The organism is Actinacidiphila rubida (assembly GCF_900110255.1).
GTDB classification, from domain to species: Bacteria; Actinomycetota; Actinomycetes; order Streptomycetales; family Streptomycetaceae; genus Actinacidiphila; species Actinacidiphila rubida.
This window is the reverse complement of record NZ_FODD01000021.1, coordinates 51,178-69,553: the sequence shown is the minus strand read 5'-3', so window position 1 is coordinate 69,553 and position 18,376 is coordinate 51,178. Positions and strand designations below refer to the sequence as shown.

The window sequence follows — 18,376 nt, the reverse complement described above, 5'->3', positions numbered from 1 at the left end:
TCCTGCCGAGGGGCCGGGCGAGGCGGGTTCGGGATGCTGGGGGTATGCGTGCCGCCCGCCTCATCCGTATGGCCCTTCTCGTCCAGTCGAGCCCCGGTCTGACCGCGGCCGCCCTCGCGCGGGAGCTGGAGGTGTCCGAGCGGACGGTGATCCGGGACGCGCAGGCGCTGCAGGAGGCCGGCGTGCCCATCCGGGCCGAGCGCGGCCGGGCGGGCGGCTACCGCCTGGCACCGGGCTACCGGACCCGGCTCACCACGCTCCACCCCACCGAGGCGGAGACGCTCTACCTGTCCGGGCTGCCCGCGGCGCTGCGGGACCTCGGGCTGTCGGACGCGGCGGACACGGCACGGCTGAAGCTGTCGGCCACGCTGCTGCCGTCGCTGCGTGCGGCGGCAGAGTCGTCGGCCCGGCGCTTCCATCTGGACGCCCCGGCCTGGTTCCGCGAGCCGTCCGCGCCCGCGCTGCTGCCCGAGCTGGCCCGCGCGGTCTGGTCCGACCGCACCGTCGAACTCGCCTACGCGCGGCCGGAACGGGACGGGGCGCGGGCGCGCACGGTCGCGCGCCTGCTGGAGCCGTACGGGCTCGTCCTCAAGGCCGGCGTCTGGTACGTCGTGGGCCGCGTCCCGGACGGGCGGCCCGGCGCGGACGGAACCGGCGCGGACGGAACCGGCGCGGACCGCTGGCGTACGTACCGGGTGGACCGCGTCACGGCCCTCTCGCCCGCCCCCTTCGACGACGCCGTCTTCGACCGCGACCCGTCGTTCGACCTGCCCGCGTACTGGCAGGCGCACGCCGCCGCCTTCGCCCGGACGCTGCTGCGCACGACGGTGACGGTCCGGCTGACCGGCGAGGGGCTGCGCCTGCTGCCCGTCGTCGCGGACCCGGCCGGGGTCGCCGAGGCGCTGGCCTCCGCGCGGCCGGCGGACGCCTCCGGTCGGGTCACCGTCGGCCTGCCCGTGGAGTCGGAGGAGGTCGCCTTCGCGCAGCTCGTGGGGCTCGGCGCGGACGCGGAGGTGCTGGCGCCCGAGTCCCTGCGCGCGCGGTTCCGCGCGCACGCGCGGGGAGTCGCCGGCCTCTACAGCGCCCAGGACCCGACGGATCAGCGGTAGTCGTCCGCCGTGCGCTTCTTCCCGGCGTGCCGGACGTCCTCGATGTACCCCCAGGCGTCGGGCCTGCTGCCGTCGACGTCCCGCACGCCGTAGGCCCGGGCGAGGTCCGTGCTGGACGCGGACCCGCCGTTCCAGCGCGCCGCCCGGGCCGGGTCGGCGGCGAGGGCGGCCACGCCGCGGGCGAGGTAGACCGGCGACTCGGCGATGGCGAAGTCCGGTTCGCGGGCGATCGCGTCGCGCCAGTTCTCCTCCGTCACGCCGAAGCCGTCGAGCATCTGCTCCGAGCGCAGGAACCCGGGCGTCACCGCGACCGCGGTGCCTCCGTACTCCGCGAGCTCCTCGCCCAGCCCGAGGGCCATCCGGATCGGGGCGTTCTTCGCCAGGTCGTAGTAGAGGTTGCCGCGGTAGCGGCGGTTGGAGACGGCGGTGCCGTCGGTGACCTCCACCAGCAGCGGCGCGTCCGCGCGGATCAGGAGCGGCAGCAGCAGGGCGGCGGTGATCACGTGCGAGCGCACCCCCAGCTCCAGGATGCGCAGGCCGTCGGCGAGCGGCGTCTCCCAGCTCCGCTTGCCGAAGACGGAGCCGGTGAGCAGGTGCTCGCCGCCCCACAGGTCGTTGACCAGGATGTCGAGCCGTCCCTGCTCGCGGTCGACCCGCGCGGCGAGCGCCCGCACCTGGTCCTCGTCCAGGTGGTCGGTCGGCACCGCGATCCCCGTCCCGCCGGCCGCGGTCACCAGCTCCGCGGTCCCCTCGATCGTCTCCCCCGGCCGCCCCACCTCGCTGACCCGCTCCCGCGTGGTCCGCCCCGTCACGTACACGAGCGCCCCCGCCCGCCCCAGCTCCACCGCGAGCGCCCGCCCGGCCCCCCGCGTGGCCCCCGCCACCAGCGCGACCCGCCCGGCGAGCCCGGCACCGGCGGCAGCGCCGCCCTGAATCTCCGTGTCGTTGTCCATACCGTCGACGATCCCGCCCAAAGGTGACACCTCCTGTCACCTTTCTTCGCCACCCGAAAAGTGCGCCCACACCACCTTCCCGAGGTCCCGCCGCCCCTCGACCCCCCAGGCGTCCGCCAGCGCCGCCACGATGAGCAGCCCCCGTCCGCGCGGCTCGGTCTCCCGCGGGCTGCGCGCCCTGAGCTCCGCCCCCTCCTCACGACCGCGGCTGTCGTGCACTTCGAGCCTCAGGCGGACTCCGTCGTAGTCGAGGCGGACCAGGAAGCGATGGTCGTGGATCGTGCCGTGGATCAGCGCGTTCGAGGCCAGTTCGGACGCGCAGAGCCGCACGTCCTCGACTCGGCGCCGCAGCCCCCAGCCGTCCATCACTCCCACAGCGAACTCCCGCGCATGGCGGATCGATTGCCGCCGGGCGCCGAAGAGTCGCTGGGCGGCGACCGGTAAGCCCGCAGCCGGGGCCTGAGCGTCGAATGTCACCGAAAGCGCCTTTCTCGTGACGGAGAGCGGCCGCCCGAGGGCGCGCCGAAGCGACCGCGGATGAGCCCGCGGCAAGCGCACCGGCTCAACGCCGGTCAGGGGTACGGCTGTTGCCGCACCACTAGAGACTGGACCGGTTGACCGGTCCAGTCAAGCGACCGTCAGTTCCCGGCCCTCATCGGGTAGTCGTCCACCAACTCCCAGAGGTCGGCGGGAGTCAGGCCCTCCTCGACGACCAGCGGGGCGTCCGCGGCGTCGTAAGCGGTGTGCAGCACGACGACGACCATCAGCGGGTCCGGACGATCGAGGTGGGCGGCCTCGGCCGGACTCGCGGTACGTACCGTCGTCACGTCACGGCCGCGTGCGGGGCTGCGCCCGGTCTGACGCGCGACGTAGTGAGTCGTCCCCTCGGCGATCGGCCCGCGCTGGGCGAGGCCGGGTGCGCGCTCAGCCACGTCCGGCGGAAACCAGGCACTGACCAGCGAAAACGGCGTTCCCTCAGGGGCCAGCACGAGCCGGTCACGTCGTAGTGCGGGTACACCCGGCGCCAGACCGAGGGCCGAGCTCACGCGCTCGGGCGGGGTCTCCCGCAACGGGTCGCCGAGCCGTCGGAAGGGGCGTCCGCCGTGCGTGCGCGCGGATCCGGCCAGTCGCCGGCCCGCCGGCCGGGCCAGCGGTGTCTCGGCCACGCGGAATCCCTGGCCCTGGCGTGCCGTGACCAGCCCGTCGCCGCGCAGCACCTCCATCGCCTTGATCACGGTGGCGCGCGACACGTCCCACTGCTCGCAGAGATCCCGCCCGGACGGCAGGAGTGCTCCGGCGCCGAACTCGCCTTCGGCGATCCGGGTCCGCAGCGACTCGGCGATCTGCTCGTACTTCAGCTTCGGCATGAGCGCACCTTCGCTCGGTGGACAGGTTGACCGGTCAGGGTAGAGCATCGCTCGCATGAGCCTCACGCCCCAAGTCGCGCCGGAGATCATCGAGTTCTACAGCGAGACGTTCGACGAGTCGGCCCGGCTGACCACGACGGCGGACGGCGCGCTGGAGTTGGTGCGGACGCAGGAGATCCTGCGGCGCGTGCTGCCGGCGACTCCCGCGGACATCCTCGACGTGGGCGGCGGCCCGGGAGTCCACGCCGGCTGGCTGGTCGCCGACGGACACCGGGTGCACCTGGTGGATCCGGTGGCCCGCCACCTCGAGCAGGCCGCCGCAACGGGGTGCGGCACGGAGTTGGGCGACGCCCGGCACCTGCGGGCCGAGACGGACTCGTACGACGTCGTCCTGCTGCTGGGCCCGCTCTACCACCTGCTGGAACGAGCCGACCGGGACCGGGCGCTGGCCGAGGCGCGCAGGGTGGCACGGCCCGGCGGCCTGGTGGTCGCGGCGGCCATCAGCCGGTACGCCTCCCTGTTCGAGCACACCGCCACCACGTTCCTGACCCGCGGCCCGGTGCGGGACGCGGTCGCCGACATCCTGGCGACCGGCCGCCACGAGCCGGGACGCAAGGGCTTCACCGCCGCCTACTTCCACACCGCCGAGGGTCTCGCCGAGGAGATGGCGGCCGCCGGCCTGGGGAACGTGCGGATCCACGGCGTCGAAGGTCCGACCTGGTCCCTGCTCAAGGCGGCCGAACAGCACACCGGCGCCTCGCTCCGCGACTCCCCCATGTTCCAGGCAGCCCTGACCGCCGCCCGCCTGGCGGACCCGTATCCCGACCTCCTCGCAGCGAGCTCCCACATGCTCGCCACGGCCACGGCGTGACCCTGGCGGGTTCCTCCGGCGGATCCGGAGCGGAGCTGATCCCGCGGCGGCGGGGCGCCACGACCCCGTGTGATCGGAGCGACAGCGACATCGCGTCGGAGTGACGATTACACTGGACGGCGTGCCTCAACTACGGATCGCCCTGAATCAGATCGACTCGACCGTCGGCGACATCGACGGGAACGCGGAGGCCGTGCTGCGTTGGTCCCGGCACGCCGCCGAGCAGGGAGCGCACCTCGTGGCGTTCCCGGAGATGATGCTCACCGGGTACCCGGTGGAGGACCTGGCGCTGCGGTCGTCCTTCGTGGAGGCCAGCCGGGCCGCGCTCGTGGCGCTGGCGCGGCGGCTGGACGAGGAGGGGCTCGGCGAGCTCCCGGTCGTCGTCGGGTACCTGGGACGCAGCCAGGACGCGCAGCCGAAGTACGGGCAGCCGGCCGGCGCGCCGCAGAACTGCGCGGCGGTGCTGCACGGCGGGCGGGTCGCGCTGCGCTTCGCCAAGCACCACCTGCCCAACTACGGCGTGTTCGACGAGTTCCGGTACTTCGTCCCCGGCGACACCATGCCGGTGGTGCGGGTGCGCGGGGTGGACGTGGCGCTGGCCATCTGCGAGGACCTGTGGCAGGACGGCGGACGCGTGCCGGCCGCGCGCTCGGCCGGGGCCGGACTGCTGCTGTCGATCAACGCGTCGCCGTACGAGCGGGACAAGGACGACACCCGCCTGGAGCTGTGCCGCAAGCGCGCGCAGGAGGCCGGTTGCACGCTGGCGTACGTGGCGATGGTCGGCGGCCAGGACGAGCTGGTCTTCGACGGCGACACCATCGTCGTCTCCGAGCGCGGCGAGGTCATCGCGCGTGCCCCCCAGTTCACCGAGCAGTGCGTGGTCCTCGACCTCGACCTGCCCGCCGCGCAGGCGGGTGTGCCGTCGGGGAGGGTCGACGACGGCCTGGACATCCGGCACGTGACGCTGTCGGAGGAGCCCGTCGAGCCCTTCGAGCCGCGCTTCACCGGCACCGAGACCGAGCACCTCGGCGACGACGCCGAGGTGTACGCCGCACTGATGACCGGCCTGCGCGCGTACGTGGCGAAGAACGGGTTCCGCTCGGTGCTGATCGGCCTGTCCGGCGGCATCGACTCGGCGCTGGTCGCGGCCATCGCCTGCGACGCGCTGGGCGCGGAGCACGTGTTCGGCGTGTCGATGCCGTCCGCGTACTCCTCCGACCACTCCAGGGGCGACGCGGCCGAACTCGCCCGCCGCACCGGCCTGCACCTGCGGACGGTGTCCATCGCGCCGATGTTCGACGCCTACATGGGGGCGCTCGGGCTGTCGGGACTCGCCGAGGAGAACCTGCAGTCGCGGTTGCGCGGCGTGACGCTGATGGGCATCTCCAACCAGGAGGGCCACATCGTGCTCGCACCGGGCAACAAGAGCGAGCTGGCGGTGGGGTACTCGACGCTGTACGGCGACTCGGTCGGCGCGTACGGCCCGATCAAGGACGTCTACAAGACGACGGTGTTCCGGCTGGCACGCTGGCGCAACGCCGAGGCCGAGGCCCGCGGGGAGACCCCGCCGATCCCGGAGAACTCGATCTCCAAGCCGCCGAGCGCGGAGCTGCGGCCCGGCCAGGTGGACAGCGACTCGCTGCCCGACTACGACGTGCTGGACCGCGTGCTGGAGCTGTATGTCGACCGGGACCAGGGCCGCGAGCAGATCATCGCGGCCGGCCACCCGGCGGAGCTGGTGACCCGGATCCTCAAGCTCACCGACGCCGCCGAGTACAAGCGCCGCCAGTACCCGCCGGGCACGAAGATCTCGGCGAAGGGCTTCGGCAAGGACCGCCGGCTGCCCATCACCAACCGCTGGCGCGAGGGCGAGCACACCGCGTAACGCGCGCGGGGCCTACGGCAGTTGGAGGCGGGCGGCGACTGGCAGATGGTCGCTGCCCGTCTTCGGCAGGGTCCACGACGACCGCGGGTCGATGCCCCGGACGAGGATCTGGTCGATCCTGGCCATCGGGAACTTCGCCGGCCAGCTGAAGCCGAACCCGTTGCCCGCGGCGCCCTGCGTGGAGCGCATCTGCGAGGTGACGGACGCCAACGCCCGGTCGTTCATCGTGCCGTTGAGGTCGCCCAGCAGGACGACGCTCCGCAGCGGCTCGGTCGCTATGGCCTGCCCGAGCGCGTTGGCGGCGCGGTCGCGCTGCCCGGCGGTGAACCCGGCGTCGAACTTCACGCGCACCGACGGCAGATGGGCCACGTAGACGGCGACCTGCCCGTGCGGGGTGCTCACCGCGGCCCGCATCGCCCGCGTCCAGCCCATCTTGATGTCCACCGGATGCACCCCGTGCAGCGGGTACTTGCTCCACAACCCGACCGTGCCCTGCACCGAGTGGTACGGGTACGCGGCCGCCATGTCCCGTGCGTAGCGCGTCTGCTGGCTCTCCGGCAGCTCCTCGAGCGCCACCACGTCCGCGCCGGCCGCGACCAGGTCGCGCGCGGTGCCGTCCGGGTCGGGGTTGCCCGCGTTGACGTTGTGGGTGAGCACCATCAGGTCGCCGCCCGGCCGGGACTTGCCGCCGACCAGGCCGCCGAACAGGTTCAGCCACACCACCGCCGGCAGCAGCACGGCGATCAGCGCGGTCGCCGACCGGCGGACCACCGCGACGGCCAGCAGCACGGGCACGAGCAGGCCGAGCCAGGGCAGGAACGTCTCCAGCAGGCTGCCGAGGTTCCCTATCCGGTTGGGCACGTCGGCGTGCAGGAACATCACGATCGCCAGGACGAGCGCGACGGCCCCGGTGACGATGCCGCGCCGCCACATGCCCTTCGGCCGCCACCAGCGCAGGAAGCCGGCGGTGTACCGGGCGCGCATCCCGGACGCGGATCCGGGGTGCGGCGTGGTGCCGTCGTCCTCGGTTGCGTCCGTCCTGCTCTGCGCCTGGGTCATAGGGGAACCTCGCTGCCGTGCCGGGTGCTGCCGCCGACCCTACGGGGTCGTCATGAACACCGACGGACGGCCGGGTGCGGTGGGTTCCGCGGTGTGGTGCTTTCGGGTGGACTGTGACAGGACGGCCACATTGCGCGCGTCGTCCCGCTCCCGGCCCCGCGGATGTGCACACCCGCGCACGACGTTTCGGCGGCCCGGCGGGACGGCCCCCGCGGGGGCCGTCCCCGGTCGCAGGGCCCGCCCGTGGGCGCGCGGCCGTCAGTCCCGGGGCCGCATCCCCTCCAGCAGCGTGTCGACGACCCGTTCGGCGAGGTCGTCGGGCAGCGGCGCCTCGGGCCTCAGCGTGGCCCTGGCCAGTACCGGGCCGGACACCAGGTCGGCCAGCAGGTCCAGGTCGTCGCCCAGTTCCTTGCGGATGTGCCCCGACGCGATGCCGCGCTCCAGCAGGTCGACCATCATCTGCCGCCGCGCGGCGATGACGGTGTCGTGGTACCGCCGCCACAGCACGCTGTTGCTCTGCATCTGCGCCATCATCGACCGCATCAGCGCCGACTCGCGCTTGGCCAGGCCACGCCGCCGGATGTACTCGACGGCGGCGACCAGGTCCGCGCGGAAGTCGCCGGTGCCGCGGTCGGGCAGCGGCCCGTCGAGCCGGGCGATGACGTCGAGGAACACCGCGTCCTTGTTCGCCCAGCGGCGGTAGAGCGTGGCCTTGCCCACGCCCGCGGCCCGGGCGATGCCCTCCATGGTCAACTCGGCCAGGTTGGCGCCCTCGGCCACCAGCCGCAGCACGGCATCGGTGACGGCGCCGTCGACCGCGGCGTCGCGCGGCCGCCCGCGCCGCGCACCGGGCGCGGCGCAGGGGGTCATGGCGTCCGCCGCGGCGTCCGGTCCCGTCGCGGTCACTGCTCGGCACCCACCATCTCGAGCTCCTCGGAACCGCCCGGAGCGGCGGCCGGGGGCTGCTTGGCCGGCAGGAACACCAGCGTGACGAGCGCGCCGAACAGTGCGACAGCCGCGGACGCGGCCGCCGTGATGTGCATCGCGTGCAGGAACGCGTCGTTGGCGGGCTGGACCAGGGCCTGGCCCCGGGCACCGAGTTTCCCCGCCACGCCCAGGGTGGCCTCGATCGACTCGCCGGCCGCGTGCCGGGCCGGCGCCGGGACCGCGCCCAGGTGGTCCTTGATGCCGTCGCGGTAGAGCGTCGACATCAGCGAACCGAGCACGGCCACGCCCAGCGCACCGCCGACCTGCCGGAACGTGTTGTTGACCGCGGAGCCGGAGCCGGCCTTCTCGCGCGGCAGCGCCGACATGATCATCACGGTGGCGGGCGGCATGACGTGTGCCATGGCGGTGCCCATCAGGAAGAACAGCACCTCCAGCACCCAGATGGGCGTGGACTGCCCGAGCAGCAGGAAGCCGAGGAAGGACACGCCGGTCAGGGCCATGCCGCCGGAGCACACGGCGCGGGCGCCGAACCGGTCGACGAGCAGCCGGGCGCGCGGCGCGAACACCATCTGGGCGGCGGCCAGCGGGAGCAGCAGCAGGCCGGACTGCAGGGCGCTGTAGCCGCGGACGGACTGGGTGTAGAAGACGATGAAGAACGTCACGCCCATGAGCGCGAAGAAGACCAGGCCGATCGCCGCGACCGACGCGGAGAACTGCCGCTTCTTGAAGTAGGTCACGTCCAGCGCGGGGTGGTCGATGCGCGACTCGTACCAGACGAAGCCGGCGAGCACGAGGACGCCGGCGAGCACGGTCGCCCACACCTCGGGGCGCGTGAAGTCCCCGTACTGGCCGCCCTTGATGATGCCGTAGATCAGCAGGACGAGGCCGGCGATGGAGGTGAGCACGCCGACTGGGTCGAGCCGGCCGGGCCGCGGGTCCTTGGAGTCGGGCACGATCAGGAACATCGCGATCAGGCCCGCGATCACGATGGGCACGTTGACCAGGAAGACCGAGCCCCACCAGAAGTGCTGGAGCAGCAGGCCGCCGGTGATCGGGCCGATCGCGATGGCCAGGCCGACGACGCCGGCCCAGATGCCGATGGCGCGGGGCTGCTCCTCGCGCTCGAAGACGTTCATGATGATGGCGAGCGTGGCCGGCATGATGAACGCGCCGCCCAGGCCCATCACCCCGCGGAAGGCGATGAGTTCGCCCGCGGAGCCGGCGAACGCCGACAGCGCCGAGCCGCCGCCGAACACGAACATGCCGAACAGCAGGACCTTCTTGCGGCCGAGCCGGTCGCCGAGCAGGCCCGCGGTGAACAGCAGGCCCGCGAAGACCAGGGTGTAGGAGTTGATCGCCCATTCCAGCTGGCTCTGGGTGGCCCCCAGGCCCTTCGGGGACGGCTGGGCGATCGTCTTCATGGCCACGTTGAGGATCGAGTTGTCCAGCACCACCACGAGGAGGCTGAACAGCAGTACGGCGAGGATCGCCCACCTTCGGCGGTGGACCGCCGCGGGCACGGTCGGTATCGGGGTCGCGGATGTCGCTGCCATACCGACAGCGTAGGCTGATTTACGATACGGGCCCGTCTCGTATCGTAAAGCTCGGGTAAAGCTCCCGTCGCCGCAGGCCGGGCCGGGTGCGCCGGCGCGCCACGCCGCCTGTGCCCCCCGTTTCGCTCCCCTGGTCTTTCCGGACCCGCCCACCCGTGCCAGCATGGAAGGGATCCGGGGACGCCGTCAGGGCGCCTCGAGATGACGTGAAGGAGCTCGTCACCATGACGCAACTTCAGGCTGCCCGCGAACCGTCGGACGAGGGCCGGGGCGGCACCCCCGCGGCTCAGGACGCCACGGCCGGAGCCACCCGGGCCGACCAGCCGAAGGCCCTGTACGGCGGGTCCCGCAACCGCCGGGTCACCGTCTTCGACCTGGCCGCCGCCAAGGAGCGCGGCGAGAAGTGGCCCATGCTCACCGCCTACGACGCGATGACCGCCTCGGTCTTCGACGAGGCCGGGATCCCGGTGCTGCTGGTCGGGGACTCCATGGGCAACTGCCACCTGGGTTTCGACACCACCGTCCCGGTCACCATGGACCACATGACGATGCTGTCGGCCGCCGTGGTCCGCGGCACCAGCCGCGCGCTGATCGTCGGCGACCTCACCTTCGGCTCGTACCAGGAGGGCCCGGTCCAGGCGCTGCGCAGCGCCACCCGGCTGGTGAAGGAGGCCGGAGTCGGTGCGGTCAAGCTGGAGGGCGGCGAGCGCTCGCTCGCCCAGACCGAGGCGATCGTGCAGGCCGGCATCCCCGTCATGTCGCACCTGGGCCTGACCCCGCAGTCCGTGAACACCCTGGGCTACCGGGTGCAGGGCCGCGGCGACGAGGCGGCCCACCGCCTGGTCCGCGACGCCAAGGCCGCCCAGGACGCGGGCGCGTTCGCGGTGGTCCTGGAACTGGTGCCGGCCGAGGTGGCCGCCGAGGTCACCCGCTCGCTGCACATTCCGACCGTCGGCATCGGCGCCGGCCCCGACACCGACGCGCAGGTCCTGGTCTGGACCGACATGGCCGGCATGACCGGCGGCAAGGTGCCGCGGTTCACCAAGCAGTACGCGAACCTGCGGCAGACGCTCGGGGACGCCGCCAAGGCGTTCGCCGGCGAGGTCGTCGGCGGGGCCTTCCCCGCCGAGGAGCACACCTTCCACTGAGCCACCTGCACCGGGCCGCGCGGGGCCGGTCGCCGGGACGTCCGTCCGGCGGCCGGCCCCGCCGCTTCCGGGCCGGCGTGCCGGCCGACGCCCGGGGCCATCGCCGCCCGCACCCGTCCCCGCACCCGCGCCCCGCCCGCGTCCGCTTTCCGGATGCCGTGCCGCGGAAGCCGGGACGCCCGGAATGAGACGAGCGGCCCCCGCATCCGTACAGGGGGGTGGCCGGTGCCCCGCGGCGCCGGCCAGCCCTGGTGAGCCCCGAGTACGGAGTCTGCGGTGTCTCGATCGGCGATACGCGAACTCGACCCGGCGCGGCGCGTACGGCAGGATGCCCGCGTGGACGGACCTCCCCCTTCCGGAACCCCGGGACCGACCGGACCGGTGCCGGAAGAGGAGCTGATGCGGGCGCTGTACCGCGAGCACGCGGGCGCGCTCTACGCCTACGTGCTCAAACTGGTCGCCGGGGACCGCTACCTCGCCGAGGACGTGGTCCAGGAGACGCTGCTGCGCGCCTGGAAGAGCGCGTCCCGCCTGGACCCCGCGGCCCGCTCGCTGCGCCCGTGGCTGGTGACCGTCGCCCGCCGGATCGTCATCGACACCCACCGCAGCCGCCAGGCCCGCCCGCCGGAGACCTCCCCCGCCGCGCTGGAGCAGCTGCCGGCCCGCGACGAGCTGGACCGGTCGCTGCGGCTGATGACGATCTCCGACGCGCTGCAGGACCTGTCGGCCGCCCACCGGGAGGCCCTGGTGGAGACGTACTTCCGCGGCCGTACCGTCAACGAGGCGGCCGAGGAGCTGGGGCTGCCGCCGGGCACCGTCAGGTCCCGGGTGTTCTACGCGCTGCGCGCTCTGCGGAACGCGCTGGAGGAGAGAGGGGTGACCACCCCATGACACCGCATGTGGACGTGGGCGCCTATCTACTCGGGGCGCTCGACGACGCGGAGATGGCCGCGTTCGAGGACCACCTGGCCGGCTGCGAGGAGTGCGCCGCGGCGCTGGACGAGCTGATCGGGGTCGTCCCGGTCCTGGAGGAGGTCCGGGAGGACGGCGTCGCGTTCGCCGAGCCGCCCGGCGGGGACGCCATGCTGGACCGGCTGCTCGCGCAGGTCACGGCCGAGCGCCGGGCGCGCAGGCGCCGCAGGCTCGCCGCGGTCGCGGCGGCCGCGGTCCTGGTCGTCGGCGGTCCCACCGTCGCGGTCCTGGCGACGGAGGGCAGCGCGGGCGCGCCGGTCGCGTCGCCGACCTTCGCCGCGGACCGGGTCTCGGCCAGCAACCCGGCCACCGGCGCGTCGGCCGTCGTCGGGGTGGCCGACAAACCCTGGGGCACCGCCGTCGATCTGCGGCTGACCGGTGTCCGCGGGCCGCTGACCTGCAGCCTGGTCGCCGTCGACGGCCAGGGGCATCGGCAGAGCATCGCCACCTGGTCGGTGCCGGACGCCGGCTACGGCACCGACGCCCAGCCCCGCCCGCTGACCGTGCACGGCGCCACCGACCTGCACAAGGGCCAGATCAGGACATGGGAGATCCGCACCGACCAGGGGCGCGTCCTGGTGGCGGTGCCCGCGTCGGCGTAGCCGGGAATCCCGGCACGGACCGTGCCGGTGCGAGCCCCCGGGGGAACCCCCGCGGGCCGCCGACACGGCGCCGACACCGCACCGACACCGCTGGTCGCACGCCGGTGGCGGGCCTGTCGGTGACATGTCGGTGCGCTGTCGGCGGGGTCCGCCATGGTGGTGGCCATGACGACGCGACGACTCAATGACCACGGCGGGACCGCCGCCGTCGAGGTGCGCGGCCTGGTCAAGCACTACGGCGAGACCAAGGCCCTCGACGGGGTGGACCTCCAGGTGCGCCAGGGCACCGTGCTCGGTGTCCTCGGCCCGAACGGCGCCGGCAAGACCACGCTCGTGCGGGTCCTGTCCACGCTCATCAAGCCCGACGCGGGCAGTGCCCGCGTGGCCGGCTACGACGTGCTCACCCAGCCCCGGCAGCTGCGCCGGGTGATCGGCCTCACCGGCCAGTACGCCTCGGTGGACGAGAAGCTGTCCGGCCGGGAGAACCTCTACATGATCGGCCGGCTGCTCGACCTGTCCCGCACGGACGCCAGGGCCCGCGCCGACGAGCTGCTGGAGCGATTCTCGCTGACCGAGGCCGCCAAGCGCCCGGCGATGCAGTACTCCGGCGGCATGCGCCGCCGCCTCGACCTGGCGGCCAGCATGATCGGCCGCCCCTCGGTCCTGTACCTGGACGAGCCGACGACCGGCCTGGACCCGCGCACCCGCAACGAGGTGTGGGACGAGGTGCAGGGGATGGTCGCCGACGGCGCGACGGTGCTGCTGACCACCCAGTACATGGAGGAGGCCGAGCAACTCGCGAACGAGCTGACGGTCATCGACCGCGGCCGGGTCATCGCCGAGGGCAGGGTCGCCGAGCTGAAGGCGAAGGTGGGCGGGCGCACCCTGCAGATCCGCCCGACCGACCCGGCGCAGGCCGCCGCGATGGCCGCGCTGATCGGCGGGGCGGGCCTGGACGGCGTCGCCGGCGCCAACGCCGACCCGGCCGAGGGCATGGTGAGCGTGCCGATCCTCAGCGACGAGCAGCTGACCGCGGTGGTCGCGCTGGTGAGCGCGCGCGGCTTCGGCATCGCCCACATCGACACGCACCTGCCGAGCCTGGACGAGGTGTTCCTGGCCATCACCGGCCGGCCGGCCGAGTCCGCGGAGACCGGCGACGCGACCGGCACGGAGACCGGCGACGGGACCGGCGAGGCGGAGGCCGCCGGTACCGCGCGGGACGGCGGCGCGCGCACCGCGAAGAACGACCTGACGCACGACGACGAGAACGTGGAGGTGACGGTATGAGCGCGGCGACGGCGACGGCTCCCCTCGCGGCGAAGCCGGCCGTGGACGGCGAGGGCCGGATCGGCCTGCGGGCCAACCTGCGGCACATCGGCGCGCTGGCGCGCCGCAACATGCTCCAGATCAAGCAGGACCCGGAGTCGATGTTCGACGCCCTGCTGATGCCGGTGATCTTCACCCTGCTGTTCGTGTACGTCTTCGGCGGCGCGGTCTCCGGCAAGGGGCACCAGCAGGCGTACGTGAACTACGTGGTCCCCGGCCTGATGGCCATGATGGGCATGAACATCTCCATGGCCGTGGGGACAGGGATCAACGACGACTTCAAGAAGGGGGTCATGGACCGGTTCCGCACGATGCCGATCGCGCGGTCCTCGGTCCTGATCGCGAAGATCGTCGTCGAGGTCGGGCGGATGCTGATCGCCATCGCGATCCTGCTGGGCATGGGCTTCGCCCTGGGCCTGACCATCCACACCGACGTCATGCACCTGGTCGCGGCGGTCGGCCTGTCGGCGGTCTTCGGTGCCTCGCTCATGTGGATCTTCATCCTGCTCGGGCTGACCATGCGGACGGCCCAGGCGGTCCAGGGGGTCGCGATGCTCGTCCTGATGCCGCTCCAGTTCGGCAGCTCCATCTTCGCCAAGCCCACCACGATGCCCGGCTGGCTGGAGAGCTTCACCAAGGTGAACCCGCTGTCCAACCTGGCCGACGCGGCCCGCGCGCTGGTCAACGGCGGCGCCGTGGCGCACTCGGTGTGGATGGTGCTGGCCTGGTCGGTCGGCATCACGCTGGTGACCGCACCGCTGGCGGTGGCGCGGTTCCGCAGGAAGACCTGACCGGCCCGGTCCCGGTCCCGTCAGTCCACGTCGCGCATGAGGGCGACGGTCTCGTCCACGGACAGGCCGTCGCCCTCGGCGTACGCCGCCGCGAACGCCGCGTCGCCGAGCAGGGCCCGCAGCCGCTCCAGCACCTCGCCGAGCAGCTTCGCCTCGGCCGGCGGGATCACCTGCGGGCGCAGCCGCTCGTGGGCGCAGGCCAGCATGACGGCGCGGCGGGCCCGGCGCCCGGCGAGGTCGTCCAGCCGGCCGGCGTCGCGCGCCCCGGCCTCGGAGAGCAGCGCCAGCAGCTCGATCGCGCCGGGCGCCAGCAGCACGCCCAGACGCGGGGTGATGACGTTGGCCAGTGCGTGGCCGGCCAGGACGGCGATGCCGTCGCCGAGCATCCGCAGGCCCTCCTCGGGACGGCCGAGCCGCCCGATCAGATAGCCCTTGACGCCGGCCAGGATCCCCGCGATGAAGTTCGGCTGGCCGCGCAGGACGTCGCCCCGCATCGTCTCCTCGACCAGCGCCAGGGCCTCCTCGTGCTGGCCGTCACGGCTGAGGGCCATGGTCAGCAGCATCTTGCCGTAGAAGGCGGCGCCGTCGTTCATCGCGCCGAACCGCTCGGCCTCGGCCACCCCCTCGTAGAGCAGCCGCATGCCCTCGTCCCGCTCCCCGGCGTTGACCAGGGCCTCGCCGAGGCGGACGGTGAGTACCGGCACGTGCTGGTGGGAGCCGATCTTGGCGGCCAGCACGATGCCGCGGCGGCAGCACTCGGCGGCCCGCGCGTAGTCGCCGCTGTTGCCCGCGCCCTCGGCCTCCGCGGACAGCGTCTCGGCCACGCCCCACTCGTCGCCGAGGCGCTCGAACAGCCGCCGGCTCTCACTGACGTCGTCGACCGCGGTGTGCGCCCGCTCGAGCACGTCGTTGTTGACCTTGGCCCGCAGCTGGAGGGAGAACGCCAGCTCCCAGTCCCGGCCGTGCCGCCGGCACGCCTGGACGGCCTCGTCGACGAGCTGCGGCAGCCGGGCGAAGTCGCCGCAGAAGAAGGCGCCGTAGGGCCGCAGGATGCCGGGGAACCGGGCCGCCTGCGGCAGATGCGGCGGATAGGCGGCGATCATGCCGGCCCCGACCTTGGCCAGCTGCGGGTCGTTCCACCAGTCGTTCTGGCCGTCGTTGGCGGTCAGCTCGACGACGCGCACCCAGCGGCGGGCCTCGGCCAGCCGCTCGCCCTCCAGCGGCAGCGGGCCCTCCAGCGGCCCCAGCGGGACCGGGTCCTGCCCCGGCGGTTCCAGGAACGGGTCGGGTCCGAGCGCGGACACCGCGGCCGGCCACTGCCGCCGCTCGGACTGGTAGTGGCGCACCTCCCAGAACCAGGCGCAGCCCAGCACCAGGACGAGCGCCTGCTGCTCGTCGCCCGCCGCCACGGCCCGTCGCAGGGCGGCCCGCAGGTTCTCGTGCTCCCGCTCCAGCCGCTCGAACCAGACGAGTTGGTCCCGCCCGCGCAGCTGCCGGTCCGCACACCGGGCGAGTTCGCGGAAGAACGCGATGTGGCGGGCCTCGACCGCGGCCCGCTCCCCCGAGGCGTCCAGCCGCTCGCCGGAGTACTCGGAGATGGTCTCCAGCATCCGGTAGCGGGCGCCGTCCCCGTTGACGTCGGCCAGGACGAGCGACTTGTCGACAAGGGAACCCAGCAGGGCCGCGACGTCCAGCCCGTCGATGCGGTCGCCGTCGCCGCTCTCCGGGCGCGGGTCCGCGCACACCGACTCGGCGGCCTCCAGCGTCCAGCCGCCGCGGAACACCGCGAGGCGCCGCAGCATCACGCGCTCCACCGGCTCCATCAGGTCCCACGACCAGTCGACGACGGCGCGCAGCGTCTGCTGGCGCGGCAGCAGGGTGCGGCTGCCGCCGGTGAGCAGCCGGAACCGGTCGTCGAGCCGGTCGGCGAGCTGGCGGGGCGACAGGCTGCGCAGCCGGGCCGCGGCCAGTTCGATGGCCAGCGGGAGCCCGTCCAGCCGGTGGCACAGCTCGGCGCACGCCTCCGGGTCGTCCTCCACCGAGAAGCCGGGGCGGGCCGCCGCGCCGCGGTCGGCCAGCAGTCGCAGCGCGGGCGGGTCGGGCAGCGGGTCCAGCGGGCGCACCGACTCCCCGGGCACGCCCAGCGGTTCGCGGCTCGTCGCCAGCACGCTCAGCCCCGGGCACTCGGCGAGCAGCCGCTCGGCGAGGGCGGCCGCGGCGTCGATGACGTGCTCGCAGTTGTCGAGCACCAGCAGCAGCGTGCGGCCGGCGCAGTAGTCCGCGAGCTGCCGCACCGCGTCCTTGCGCTTGGCGTCCGCCGCCATGGCGGCCTCGGTGGCACCGCCGCGCAGGTGCGTCTCGCGCAGCCCGAGGGCGCTGATCACCGCCTCCGGCAGGGTGCCCGGATCGCTGACCGGCGCCAGTTCCGCGTACCAGACGCCGTCCGGCCAGCGGTCCGCGAGCCGGTCGCCGGCCTCCTGCGACAGGCGGGTCTTCCCGGTGCCGCCGGGGCCGGTGAGCGTCACCAGCCGGGCCCGCGCCAGGTCCTCCCCGACCGCCGCGAGGTCGGCCTCGCGGCCGACGAAACTCGTCAGCCGCGCACGGGAGTTGCCGGCCGCGCGCGACGGGCCGGGCCGCTCGGCCGCGGCGGTGGCGGCGGCCGGCGCGGGAGCGGGCGCGGGGACGGGGGCAGGTCCGGCGGGCGCGGGCAGCGCGTCGGGGGTGAGGAGCTCGGCGTGCAGCCGGCGCAGCTCCACGCTCGGGTCGGTGCCGAGCTGGTCGGCCAGGTCACGGCGCACCGCCTCGTACGCGGTCAGGGCGTCGGCGGTGCGGCCGGCAGCGCGCAGCGCGCGGATGTGCAGGGCGCGCAGCGGTTCGTCCAGCGGGTGCGCGGCGGCCAGTTGGGCCAGTTCCGGCAGGATCCGGTCGGCCCGTCCCAGAGCCAGTTCGGCGGTCAGCCGCTGCCGCAGCGCGTCCACCCGCAGCGCCTCGACGCGCACCGCGGCCGTCGCCCGGTCCGGCAGGTCGGCGAGCGCCGGGCCGCGCCACAGCGCGAGCGCGTCGCCGAGCAGCCCGGCCGCCTTCACCGCGTCGCCGTCAGCCAGCGCCCGCGCGCCCTCCTCCGCGAGCCGCTCGAAGCGGTACAGGTCCACGTCGTCGCGCGCCGCGTCCAGCAGGTAGCCGCCGTCGACCGAGCGCACCGCGTCGTGCCCGAGCGTCCGGCGCAGCCGCCCGACCAGCGCCTGCAGCGCTCCGCTCGCCCCCGCCGGGGGATCGCCGTCCCACACCTCGTCGATGAGCGTGTCCGCGCCGACCACCCGGCCGGGCCGCAGCGCCAGCGCCGTGAGCAGCGCGCGCAGCCGCCCGCCGGCCGGCGCCGAGGCCGTCCCGTCGGCGCGCAGGGCCTGGGTGGTGCCGAGGATCGCGTATCGCACCCGCCCATTGTTGCGGAGCACACCCCCACCCCGCCGACCCCTCCCACACGCCCATCCGATTCGCCCCCTCGTCCCGCGTGTGCGCGCCGGGCCGCCCGGCCCGCCACACCCCCGGTCCGGGTGAACCCGGAACCAGCCCGAGGCGGGCGACGGCGGGCACCCCAGCGCCGGACGGCCCCGCGCTGGGCGACCGGGCGGCCGCGGGCCGGACACCCCGCGCCGACAGCCGCGAACTCCGGCCGCGCGGCCAGAGACGCACCCGGTCCGGGCGAGGCCGGAACCAGCCCGAGGGAGGCGACTGCGGGCGGCGCCGCCCCGCACGCCCCGCCCGGCGGACGCGCGACAGGCTGTGCCCGGC

14 protein-coding genes and 1 pseudogene are annotated in these 18,376 nt (G+C 74.2%); 8 read left to right on the top strand and 7 right to left on the bottom strand.

Annotation, left to right across the window (positions count from 1 at the left end):
- The first annotated feature begins 44 nt into the window (after positions 1-44).
- Positions 45-1,109 (top strand): helix-turn-helix transcriptional regulator, encoded by a 1,065-nt coding sequence (locus BMW99_RS21430; protein WP_075017346.1) that lies wholly within the window; start codon positions 45-47, stop codon positions 1,107-1,109.
- Here the strand turns inward: BMW99_RS21430 and BMW99_RS21425 are convergent.
- The 3 genes from BMW99_RS21425 to BMW99_RS21415 all read right to left on the bottom strand — a co-directional run bounded on the left by BMW99_RS21425 (position 1,100) and on the right by BMW99_RS21415 (position 3,429).
- Positions 1,100-2,062: an SDR family oxidoreductase gene (locus tag BMW99_RS21425; RefSeq protein WP_075017384.1), complete on the bottom strand. Its 963-nt coding sequence runs from the start codon at positions 2,060-2,062 to the stop codon at positions 1,100-1,102. The genes BMW99_RS21430 and BMW99_RS21425 overlap by 10 nt on opposite strands.
- Positions 2,063-2,098: 36 nt before the next feature.
- Positions 2,099-2,539, bottom strand: a complete 441-nt coding sequence (locus BMW99_RS21420) for an ATP-binding protein (protein WP_075017345.1) — start codon at positions 2,537-2,539, stop codon at positions 2,099-2,101.
- Positions 2,540-2,700: 161 nt separating this feature from the next.
- Positions 2,701-3,429: a GntR family transcriptional regulator gene (locus BMW99_RS21415; RefSeq protein WP_069465663.1), complete on the bottom strand. Its 729-nt coding sequence runs from the start codon at positions 3,427-3,429 to the stop codon at positions 2,701-2,703.
- A gap of 55 nt (positions 3,430-3,484) precedes the next feature.
- Here BMW99_RS21415 and BMW99_RS21410 point away from each other — a divergent pair, with 55 nt between their 5' ends.
- Together BMW99_RS21410 and BMW99_RS21405 are read left to right on the top strand one after the other, a co-directional pair.
- Complete coding sequence (locus BMW99_RS21410) at positions 3,485-4,300, top strand: class I SAM-dependent methyltransferase (RefSeq protein ID WP_069465664.1); 816 nt, start codon at positions 3,485-3,487, stop codon at positions 4,298-4,300.
- A 121-nt stretch (positions 4,301-4,421) separates the two neighbouring features.
- A complete protein-coding gene (locus BMW99_RS21405; protein ID WP_176735609.1) occupies positions 4,422-6,185 on the top strand; it encodes an NAD+ synthase in 1,764 nt (587 codons plus the stop codon).
- Between the two features lie 12 nt (positions 6,186-6,197).
- On the opposite strand, the gene BMW99_RS21400 is transcribed toward BMW99_RS21405, so the two are convergent.
- The 3 genes from BMW99_RS21400 to BMW99_RS21390 form a co-directional block, all read right to left on the bottom strand.
- Complete coding sequence (locus BMW99_RS21400) at positions 6,198-7,169, bottom strand: endonuclease/exonuclease/phosphatase family protein (RefSeq protein WP_075017383.1); 972 nt, start codon at positions 7,167-7,169, stop codon at positions 6,198-6,200.
- A 333-nt stretch (positions 7,170-7,502) separates the two neighbouring features.
- Positions 7,503-8,150 carry a TetR/AcrR family transcriptional regulator gene (locus tag BMW99_RS21395; RefSeq protein ID WP_245791570.1) on the bottom strand — a complete coding sequence of 216 codons (648 nt, stop codon included), beginning with the start codon at positions 8,148-8,150 and terminating at the stop codon, positions 7,503-7,505.
- The gene (locus BMW99_RS21390) at positions 8,147-9,745 is read right to left on the bottom strand and encodes an MFS transporter (RefSeq protein WP_069465666.1); all 1,599 of its coding nucleotides are present in this window, start codon (positions 9,743-9,745) and stop codon (positions 8,147-8,149) included. Before BMW99_RS21390 ends, BMW99_RS21395 begins: the two co-directional genes overlap by 4 nt.
- 224 nt (positions 9,746-9,969) lie before the next feature.
- Here BMW99_RS21390 and panB point away from each other — a divergent pair, with 224 nt between their 5' ends.
- From panB to BMW99_RS21365, 5 genes and pseudogenes are all read left to right on the top strand, one after another.
- Positions 9,970-10,893 carry a 3-methyl-2-oxobutanoate hydroxymethyltransferase gene (gene panB / locus BMW99_RS21385; RefSeq protein ID WP_079138762.1) on the top strand — a complete coding sequence of 308 codons (924 nt, stop codon included), beginning with the start codon at positions 9,970-9,972 and terminating at the stop codon, positions 10,891-10,893.
- 336 nt (positions 10,894-11,229) lie between these two features.
- Positions 11,230-11,784: a sigma-70 family RNA polymerase sigma factor gene (locus tag BMW99_RS21380; protein ID WP_075017344.1), complete on the top strand. Its 555-nt coding sequence runs from the start codon at positions 11,230-11,232 to the stop codon at positions 11,782-11,784.
- Positions 11,781-12,467, top strand: a complete 687-nt coding sequence (locus tag BMW99_RS21375; RefSeq protein WP_069467709.1) for a zf-HC2 domain-containing protein — start codon at positions 11,781-11,783, stop codon at positions 12,465-12,467. The genes BMW99_RS21380 and BMW99_RS21375 overlap by 4 nt, the downstream gene beginning before the upstream one ends.
- Before the next feature lie 165 nt (positions 12,468-12,632).
- Positions 12,633-13,610, top strand: a pseudogene (locus BMW99_RS21370) (ATP-binding cassette domain-containing protein); the annotation flags it as partial.
- Positions 13,611-13,750: 140 nt separating this feature from the next.
- Positions 13,751-14,584, top strand: coding sequence for an ABC transporter permease (locus BMW99_RS21365; RefSeq protein WP_069462699.1), 834 nt, complete (start codon positions 13,751-13,753; stop codon positions 14,582-14,584).
- Positions 14,585-14,604: 20 nt separating this feature from the next.
- Here BMW99_RS21365 and BMW99_RS21360 read toward each other — a convergent pair whose 3' ends face one another.
- Positions 14,605-18,018, bottom strand: a complete 3,414-nt coding sequence (locus tag BMW99_RS21360) for an AfsR/SARP family transcriptional regulator (protein WP_075017343.1) — start codon at positions 18,016-18,018, stop codon at positions 14,605-14,607.
- Positions 18,019-18,376: the final 358 nt, after the last annotated feature.

Excerpts from the sequence above, each read along its gene's own strand:
- BMW99_RS21430 (WP_075017346.1), top strand. The coding sequence starts at position 45 with ATGCGTGCCGCCCGCCTCATCCGTATGGCCCTTCTCGTCCAGTCGAGC.
- BMW99_RS21425 (WP_075017384.1), bottom strand. The coding sequence starts at position 2,062 with ATGGACAACGACACGGAGATTCAGGGCGGCGCTGCCGCCGGTGCCGGG.
- BMW99_RS21415 (WP_069465663.1), bottom strand. The coding sequence starts at position 3,429 with ATGCCGAAGCTGAAGTACGAGCAGATCGCCGAGTCGCTGCGGACCCGG.
- BMW99_RS21410 (WP_069465664.1), top strand. The coding sequence starts at position 3,485 with ATGAGCCTCACGCCCCAAGTCGCGCCGGAGATCATCGAGTTCTACAGC.
- BMW99_RS21400 (WP_075017383.1), bottom strand. The coding sequence starts at position 7,169 with ATGCGCGCCCGGTACACCGCCGGCTTCCTGCGCTGGTGGCGGCCGAAG.
- BMW99_RS21390 (WP_069465666.1), bottom strand. The coding sequence starts at position 9,745 with ATGGCAGCGACATCCGCGACCCCGATACCGACCGTGCCCGCGGCGGTC.
- panB (WP_079138762.1), top strand. The coding sequence starts at position 9,970 with ATGACGCAACTTCAGGCTGCCCGCGAACCGTCGGACGAGGGCCGGGGC.
- BMW99_RS21375 (WP_069467709.1), top strand. The coding sequence starts at position 11,781 with ATGACACCGCATGTGGACGTGGGCGCCTATCTACTCGGGGCGCTCGAC.
- BMW99_RS21365 (WP_069462699.1), top strand. The coding sequence starts at position 13,751 with ATGAGCGCGGCGACGGCGACGGCTCCCCTCGCGGCGAAGCCGGCCGTG.